7 protein-coding genes are annotated in these 8,909 nt (G+C 40.0%); 3 read left to right on the forward strand and 4 right to left on the reverse strand.

The genetic code is table 11. The annotated features are described in order from the left end of the window. Positions 1-8: 8 nt before the first annotated feature. Both RMB03_RS18145 and RMB03_RS18150 read right to left on the reverse strand, forming a co-directional pair. Entirely contained in the window at positions 9-968 is a 960-nt protein-coding gene (locus RMB03_RS18145; RefSeq protein WP_017390438.1) for a response regulator transcription factor, read from the reverse strand. Next, complete coding sequence (locus RMB03_RS18150; protein WP_311077172.1) at positions 965-4,429, reverse strand: ATP-binding protein; 3,465 nt, start codon at positions 4,427-4,429, stop codon at positions 965-967. Before RMB03_RS18150 ends, RMB03_RS18145 begins: the two co-directional genes overlap by 4 nt. Before the next feature lie 195 nt (positions 4,430-4,624). On the opposite strand from RMB03_RS18150, the gene RMB03_RS18155 reads away from it, so the two are divergent. Then, positions 4,625-6,241 (forward strand): allantoin permease, encoded by a 1,617-nt coding sequence (locus tag RMB03_RS18155; RefSeq protein WP_311077158.1) that lies wholly within the window; start codon positions 4,625-4,627, stop codon positions 6,239-6,241. Positions 6,242-6,298: 57 nt separating this feature from the next. On the opposite strand, the gene RMB03_RS18160 is transcribed toward RMB03_RS18155, so the two are convergent. Continuing rightward, entirely contained in the window at positions 6,299-6,754 is a 456-nt protein-coding gene (locus RMB03_RS18160; protein ID WP_000376211.1) for an Lrp/AsnC family transcriptional regulator, read from the reverse strand. Positions 6,755-6,910: 156 nt separating this feature from the next. Between RMB03_RS18160 and RMB03_RS18165 the strand changes: the two genes are divergently transcribed. Further along, the gene (locus RMB03_RS18165) at positions 6,911-7,522 is read left to right on the forward strand and encodes a LysE family translocator (RefSeq protein ID WP_004642439.1); all 612 of its coding nucleotides are present in this window, start codon (positions 6,911-6,913) and stop codon (positions 7,520-7,522) included. 76 nt (positions 7,523-7,598) lie between these two features. On the opposite strand, the gene RMB03_RS18170 is transcribed toward RMB03_RS18165, so the two are convergent. After that, complete coding sequence (locus tag RMB03_RS18170) at positions 7,599-8,210, reverse strand: LexA family transcriptional regulator (RefSeq protein WP_005041445.1); 612 nt, start codon at positions 8,208-8,210, stop codon at positions 7,599-7,601. Between the two features lie 287 nt (positions 8,211-8,497). Here RMB03_RS18170 and RMB03_RS18175 point away from each other — a divergent pair, with 287 nt between their 5' ends. Further along, entirely contained in the window at positions 8,498-8,731 is a 234-nt protein-coding gene (locus RMB03_RS18175; RefSeq protein ID WP_003651181.1) for a hypothetical protein, read from the forward strand. Positions 8,732-8,909: the final 178 nt, after the last annotated feature.

Raw genomic sequence — 8,909 nt, forward strand, 5'->3', positions numbered from 1 at the left:
AAATTTATTTAATGAAACTCTTGCACTAGACTATTAATATGCGCCACGGCCGCAGTTCGATTTTCAACACAAAGCTTTTCAAAAACATGTTCTAAATGTTTGTTTACCGTCCGCGGGCTCAGCTCCAAAATTTCCGCAATATCTTTATTGGTTTTACCTAACAATAACCAGTGCATGACTTCTGCTTCACGCTGAGTCAACTGTGGGCAATATTTTAAAATGTCAGCGACGTCTAATGCAGGTGTAGAAGTCTTGATCTGTATAAGATAATTTTTCGCCACACTTGTGCCAGATTGCCACGGCGTTAATAGTAAAAGCTGTAATTGCTGAGATGGCGTTGAATAAGAACAGCTTGTTAATTTTTTTGGATCTTTTTCATGTTCCAAGTCTGAAAACCAAGCTTTTAAACCTGCCTCAAAACCATCAATTTCAGGCAAATATTGATTCAATAAATCACTGGCTTTTTGGGTTTTCCAAACAATTTTACCTTGAACATCTAGAGCAAGAATGGCAGTTTCAGTTGCATCAATCACTTGTTTTTGTTGCTGCAATAGTTTGGCATGTGCCAAATGCGTTTTTACTCTTGCCAGTACTTCTTCAATATTCAGTGGCTTGGTTACATAGTCCACCCCACCGACCTGAAAACCACGCACAATATGCTCTGTCTCCGACAAACCTGTCATAAAAATGACGGGAATAAACTGAGTAATTGGACTTGCTTTAAGCTGTATACAACTTTCAAAACCGTCCATATGTGGCATATTGCCATCGAGCAAAATCATATCCGGTAAGCATCGGTGTGCAATCTCAATTGCACTTAATCCATCTGTCGTAACAAGTACACGATACCCAGCCTGATCCAGACTTTCATGCAATAAGCCCAAATTTTCCGGTACATCATCCACAATCAGAATAACAGCCTGCTCAGTTGTTGAAGCCTGCTGAAAAGAAACATGTTGCGTACTCATTGCTTATCCTGAATTAATCGTTGGGCGTGTTTTAAATCAAACTTTTGAATAGCCTGTTCAAGCTGTTCCCATAACTCGTTATGCTCCGGAAAATTTTGACGACATTGCGTTAAAGTCTGTTGAATTCCACGAATGTAGCCCTGTCCAATCAAGTCATCTAGTTGCTGCAAGGCTTGAGTTAAATCTTGTGGGCCATTGTTTTCTGGTTGTCTTGTTGGTGTATAAACAGTGACTTTTTCTTGCTTATACGTCTTTACATGAAGTGCTTGAACCACATTATTTTCTTCGGTTAATGTTGACTTAGAATCAGCCCACACCAGCCCCAACTTATCTCCAATTTTACTCAGCAACAAATTGAGGTCGATTGGTTTTAGCATAAAGTCTTCACTTAACACCGCATCTTGTGGATTGACCTTACGTTCACCTGCATTGGCCGAAATAATTAAGATCGGCACATTGGTAATATTATTTTGACGTAATAACCGCGCAGTTTCCCACCCGCCCATCAAGGGCATATTCAAATCCATTAAAATCAGGTTAGGCTGAAAAATAGGAACACGTCTTAAACAATCAATGCCCGACTCGGCTTCTTCAATAATGAAACCCAAAGGTTTTAGAAAATTAGCAACTAAACCTCGATCTACAGCTTCATTATCGACAACCAAAATTCGTTTTCGCTCGCCTTGATAGCCCGTAATCTGGTTGGAATAAACATTAGAAATTGGATGAACCACCTCTTTTGAAGGCAAATAAAACTTAATTTTAAACTGTGAACCCTGATTGAGCTGGCTACTCACAGATAGCTGCCCGCCAAGTAAATCGACCAATAATTTTACAATCGGTAGTCCAAGCCCTGTTCCAGTAAATCCACCTTGAACCACATTACTGCCCCGTTCAAACGGATTAAAGATTCGCTCTAAATCCGCTTCGGCAATGCCACAGCCCGTATCTCTAATTTCAAAATAAGCCGTTTGGAAACGGTAATCGACTTTCAAAGTAATTGTGCCGCTCGTCGTAAATTTTAAAGCATTACCCAGCAAATTAATGAGTACTTGCTCTAAGCGTTTTTTATCGGTACGAACATAGTGCGGTAGGTTTTCTCCAATTTCATAGATAAACTGCAAATTCTTCTGTTCAAACTGTGGCTGAAACATTTGAATAATCTGTTCTATAAAATTTGGAAAATGCACATCCACCACATTTAAAGAAATTTTGCCCGTTTCAATTCTTGCTAAATCTAGTAAACCGTCAATCAGTGAAGTTAGATGTTGCCCACTACGGCTAATCACCCCGAGCGCCATTTTGCCTTGTTCCGAGAGCTGCTCTTGTTTTTGAAGTAATTGGCTATAGCCCAAAATACTATTTAGAGGTGTTCGTAGTTCGTGGCTAATTCCAATGACATAACGACTTTTTGCATCATTTGCTCGTTCTGCTGAAATTCGGGCATCTTGCAGGTCTTTCGAAGTGACTTCATGCGCAGCAATTTCATCAATCAATAATGCTGTTTGTTGATGTGTCTCGATTTCAGCATTACGGCGGCTTTCATCGTTTAGTACCAACCACCATGCCGCAACGCTCATTAATAAAAACAAGATGGTGTAAATTTTGACAAATAGCGTAAATAGCTGAGGAACTCCTTCAGCATTAATCGTTTCTAAATAAGCTTTTTCTTGGATATAAACCAGACTTAAACTCACCGCCAAAACAATAGAAAGTCCTAAAGTCATTAATAAATATAAACTGACCCGACTATTTAAACGACTGGCCCAACGTTCTGGTAAATAATGCCAGATGGCTTTTTTAAGTTGCACCGACCAACGTCCATCGGGTTTACACAAATCGTGACAGCGTGCTTCGAGTGAACAGCATAGTGAGCAAATCGTACCGTTATAGGCTGGACAGCCTGCCATGTCAGCAAGTTCATAGTCCCTTTCACATACAACACAGTTTGCAACCGAAGTTGCCTGAATTTTTTCAGGCTGGCGCGCAATGTAATATTTGCCTTTAGTTAGGTAAGCAATGATAGGAACACATAACATCGCACTTCCCAGCGCAATAAAACTCGCCAAGCCTTTCGCCATTAATCCGAAAAAGCCCAAATAGCTAAGCATCGATAACACTGAAGCAATCAGTAAGGCTCCCACACCGACGGGGTTAATGTCATATAAATAAGCACGGCGAAATTCAATTCCCTTCGGACTTAAACCCAAAGGTTTACAAATAATTAAATCGGCAACAACAGCACCAATCCATGCCAAAGCGACATTGCTATATAGCCCCAAAATACGCTCTACCGCATGGCTAATGCCCATTTCCATCAAGACAATGGCAATGAAAACGTTAAACAGAAGCCAGACAATTCGCCCTGGATGGCTATGAGTTAAACGGGCAAAAAAGTTTGACCATGCCAATGAGCCAGCGTAGGCATTGGTCATATTAATTTTAATTTGTGCCAAGCAAACAAGTGCCAACGTGAGAATTAAAGCAAGCTGGGGATTTGGAATAAATTGTTGATAGGCAACCCAATACAGATACGTCGGATTGTCTAGTTCAGAGACAGGAATCAACAGCTGAAAGGCTAAGACCATCAGCAACATGCCCATCAAAACTTTTAAAAAACCAAAAATAATCCAAGATGGACCACCTAAAAAAACAGCAAAACGCCACGCAGTTCTATTTTTTTGCTGTTGTGGTAAAAAGCGTAAATAGTCAGCTTGCTCACCAATTTGGATCACAAATGAAAAAATAAGGGTGCACGCCGCACCAAAGTAATACAGATTAAAATCGGTCGAGTTTGAAACCGCACCAACAAAATGCAGACTACTACTTAAAATTTGTGGCTGTTTCCAAAGTACAAAAAACCACGGTAACAACAGCAACAAGAGCCAGATTGGCTGAGTGATTGCCTGAACTTTATTAATAAAACCAATACCTTTGACCACTAAAGGTAAAATCACCAATGCAGAAATTAAGTAACCAACAACTTGTGGAATGCCAAGGGCAAGCTCAAGTGCCATCGCCATAATTGCGGCTTCAAATGCAAGCAAAATAAAGGTAAAGCTGGCATAAATCAGAGAAGTAATGGTCGAGCCAATGTAGCCAAAACCTGCACCACGGGTGAGCAAATCGACATCTACATTATATTTTGCAGCGTAGTAACTAATCGGCCAACTGGTTAAAAATATGATGGTACATACGACTATTGCCGCCCACAGAGCGTTGCTAAAGCCATACTGCCAAAGCATGGTCGCCCCAATAGCTTCCATAGCCAAGAAGCTAACTGTCGAAATTGCGGTATTGGTAACAGTCCAAGGCGACCATTTACGTACTGATGTGGGCGCATAACGGAGCGCATAATCTTCGATACTTTCATCTGCCACCCAAATATTATATTCACGGCGCGTTTTGATCACACGTTGTGGCGCTTGTTGGGGACGTGAAGAATCTGGCATAACACTCATGTTTGGCATGTGGCTGCATTAAACCCAGCAATCCTTATGCCAAAAGTCATTTATCATTGCGATTTTCTCGAATACGCACATATACGCAAAATAACGTATTTTCAATTTTCCCCAAAAATCACACACTCAAATTCATCAAAAAACAATGATCAATATTTGTGTTGATTGACCGAAAATGATTGGGAGATTGATGTTATGAGTGTATCTGAACATCCAAATCTGGACACTGTGCAAGGTACAGATTCACAAAAAGCAGTGAATGAAACCTTAGAAGATTATACTTTACGTTATGCTCCACATAGCTTTCGGCGCTGGAGCCCCAAAGTTGTTGCTATTACTGCACTTGGTGGTATTGCCTATCTTGCTGACTTTTCTATTGGTGCCAGTATTGGTATGTCTTACGGAACAACCAACGCTGTTTTCTCCATTTTATTTGCAGCAATTATTATCTTCTTAACCGGTATTCCTCTTGCCTACTACGCAGCACGTTATAACATCGACCTTGACTTGATTACCCGCGGTGCAGGTTTCGGTTACATTGGATCGGTCCTCACCAGTATCATTTTCGCCAGTTTCACATTTATTTTCTTTGCCCTTGAAGGTTCAATCATGGCGCAAGGGTTATTACTCGGTTTAGGTATTCCGCTTTGGGCAGGTTATCTCATCTCAACCGTTATGGTGATTCCGCTGGTGATTTACGGTATGAAGGCCTTAAGTAAATTACAAGTGTGGACAACTCCGCTTTGGCTCGTTCTCATGATTGGTCCTGTGGCCTATCTGATTTACCAAGAACCAACCTTAGTCAGCCAGTTTGCTACTTTTACAGGTAAAGAAGGTTTTGCGACTGTAGATATGGCTGCCATCATGTTGGGTGCTGGTATATGCCTATCTTTGATTATGCAAATTGGTGAGCAAATTGACTACTTGCGCTTCATGCCCGCTAAAACAAAAGAAAATAGCAAAGCATGGTGGGCAGCCGTAATTTCAGCAGGTCCGGGTTGGGTAATTTTAGGGGCAATCAAACAAATTATTGGGGCATTTTTAGGTTTCTACTTATTAACAAAATTACCGGGTGTAAACAGTACTGAACCTGTTCAACAATTTAATGCAGCGTTTCATGACATGCTTCCGGGCTGGGCTGCTCTAACACTTGCGGTTATTTTGGTGGTCATTTCTCAAATTAAAATTAACGTGACCAATGCTTACTCTGGTTCCCTTGCTTGGACAAGTGCCTACACTCGTATTAGTAAACATTATCCGGGTCGTATTGTCTTTGTGATAGTGAACTTGGCAATTGCCCTTGCCTTAATGGAAGGCAACATGTTTGCAGTACTGGGTAAAATCTTAGGGTTCTATTCAAACTTTGCGATTGCGTGGGTTGTGGTGGTTGCAACAGACATTTCAATCAACAAATATGTTTTAAAGCTTTCACCAAAAGAACCAGAATATCGTCGTGACATGCTATACAACGTAAATCCTGTGGGTATGGTTGCGTTCCTTGTATCAGCAGGACTATCGATTGCCGCATTCTTCGGATTACTTGGTAGCTTCCTAGCTCCTTACTCACCACTCATCGCTCTTGTACTTGCTTTTGTATTAACACCAATCATGGGCTTATTAACCAAAGGAAAATACTACATCAAGTCACATGATGATGGCATTAAAGAACCACGTTTTGACGCTGAAGGTACACCAGTTGCAACAGTTTACCACTGCCGTGTATGTGAAGAAGGTTACGAGCGTCCAGATATTATGTTCTCTCATAAACATAACGGTACGATCTGCTCTTTGTGTAAAACACTTGATACCTAAATATCCTTAAGACTAAAAAAGAAGCTTTTTTAAAGCTTCTTTTTATCCCTAAAGATTTTAGCCAATCGGAAATAAACGTTCAGGCACAACATCTTTCATCACAATGGTTGAGATAAGCCGTTGCACACTTGGAATAGCCGATAATTTTTCATCATATAGCCGCTGAAAAGCGGGTAAATCTTTTGCTACCACATGCAGCAAATAATCTGGCTCACCAAATAAGCGCTGGGCCTGAATGATTTGCGGAATATCAATCACAGCATTTTCAAACTTCTCGACTGCCTGCTTATCACCTTCTTTAAGCGTAATAAAAACAATCGCTGAAAACTCAAATCCCACTAAATTCGGGTCGAGTTCTGCCCGATAGCCTTTGATGGCTCCTGACTCTTCTAAAGCCTTCACTCGTCGATGACATGGTGAAATGCTTAAGCCTACTTTTTCTGCCAATTCAGTAATAGATAATCGGCCATTTAACTGCAATTCAGCAAGAATCTTTTTATCTGTGCGATCCATTTAGAAAAATCTACCCCAAATGAGTGTGATATGAGCAAACATTTAAAAGCACATTCTAAATACATGAGCATATTATTTTCAACAAGTTCGAATGAATAGGAATTTTTTCTAAACCACGAGCGAAACCTTTGGAAAATAGTTTGCCGAGATAAGCATATGGCTTTTAACATTTTTATTGCATTTTGGAGTGTCTCCATTCTTTTTATTATTACCCCAGGGGCAGACTGGGCCTATGCCATCTCGGCAGGAATTAAAGGTAAAGTGGTAGTACCTGCCGTTGCAGGTATGCTATGTGGGCACTTTATTACAATTTTGCTGGTCGCGGCTGGTGTTGGTCTGCTTGTAGCAAATAACCCGACGGCTCTGATGATTCTTACTGTTGCGGGTTCTGCTTATTTATTATGGATGGGAATAAATTTATTACTTACCCCTCCTACTCCAAATCAGTCTGAGTCTGAAAAAGCGCAATCATGGTTGAGCTGGGCAACAAAAGGCGTTTATGTGAGTGGCTTAAACCCGAAAGTTTTTCTACTCTTTTTAGCCTTACTCCCTCAATTTATTGACACCACTGCATCATGGACGGTGACTACGCAAATTGTTGCCTTTGGTGTTGTCCACATGATTAGCTGCGCGATTATTTACTTAATGGTAGGTTACGGTTCACAAGCTATTCTAAAAAGCAGACCACAGGCAGCACGCTTAGTAGGACGGTTTTCAGGTGGTCTTATGGTAATCATCGCCACATGTTTATTGATTGGGCAAATTTAAAAATATTACTTAGCTTAGAGTTACTGGTCCCTATCTCGGATCAGTAACTAAAACCATAAAATATGAAAACAACACCTTATCTCATTCGTTTGAGGTTATAAGTCACGACTCCCCAAATGACCAGTTCTTGCCCTTCTTCAATATAAATATTTTGATAATCAGAGTTTTCTGCTTTTAGCCAAATTTTAGGTGGGTGGTAATTATTATCGATCATTAAACGTTTAACGGTAAAATCATTGTCAATAAGCGCAATTACAATATCACCAGATTTAGCGGGAAGACTACGGTCCACAATAAGCGGGTCGTCAATATCAATTCCAGCGTCTAACATTGATAAAGAATTGGCTTTGACAATAAAGGTGGCATTTTCATTTCTAATTAAATATTCATTTAAATCGAGTGCTTGCTCAATATCATCTTGCGCTGGCGAAGGAAAACCCGCAGCAACACGTTCAGTAGCTAAAGGAATATGGTAAATTTTATCGTTATTTGCATGGACCTGTTGAACCTTCAATTTTGAGCTAAAATCTGTCCGGTTGTCGGTTTTGACATTATTCAGTAACCAATTTTTGATAAAGTTCACTTGAGACTCAGGAACACGAATCACTTTTGTGGGTTCATTGAACTGTGCTTTACGACCAGCATTTTCACGGGCACCGCCATGCTCAAACTCGTTTTTCTTTGACATCTCGCCTCCATTTCACCGTTCAAATCCTACACAGACAATGTAACTTGAAAAAGTTACATTTTCAAGTTGACGAAATATTTTTTTTGCATAACAATAAATCCCATGATCAGATTTTAATCCATTTTGCTTTTAACAGGGATGTTTAAATCAAAATGGCAATTTGAAGAAAATCAAAACCTATTATGGGATAGTCCTGATTACTGACTGTTTTATGATTTTTATCAAATGAGATTCTGAACATTTAACATTCTGGTTAAATTCAGTTTTTTGGTATGGAGACATGCGAAATGAAAAATCAACGTGATGCAGTTTTAGGTTATGCAAATGAGCAACATGCTTACTATATCCGCCTCATTGAAAATGATGCGGTATTAGGCGAAAGCTATGGAATTTTCTGTGAAAATCCGGAAAGTGAAGCAGCAGAAAGTATTATGACCACCCTATTTTTAAAAAAATCTTTTTGGTTAAATGGCTCTGAATATCTTGATATTGTAAAAGGGCTACAACCACTCCCACAGTAAAGTAAATAAATTAAAAAACAAAGGAGGCAAAAGCCTCCTTTGTTTTTAAAGCACTATGCTTAAGACGTAAACCGTCCAGAGGCATCGCGTTTCTGATTTCGTGAATTTTGTCCACGATCATCGTCATCACGGTTGCGGCCTCGACCTCGACCACTTGAACGGCCGCGATCATCGTCAT

Origin of the sequence: Acinetobacter sp. V91_7 (assembly GCF_031799075.1) — a bacterium.
In the GTDB taxonomy this organism is placed as follows: Bacteria; Pseudomonadota; Gammaproteobacteria; order Pseudomonadales; family Moraxellaceae; genus Acinetobacter; species Acinetobacter calcoaceticus.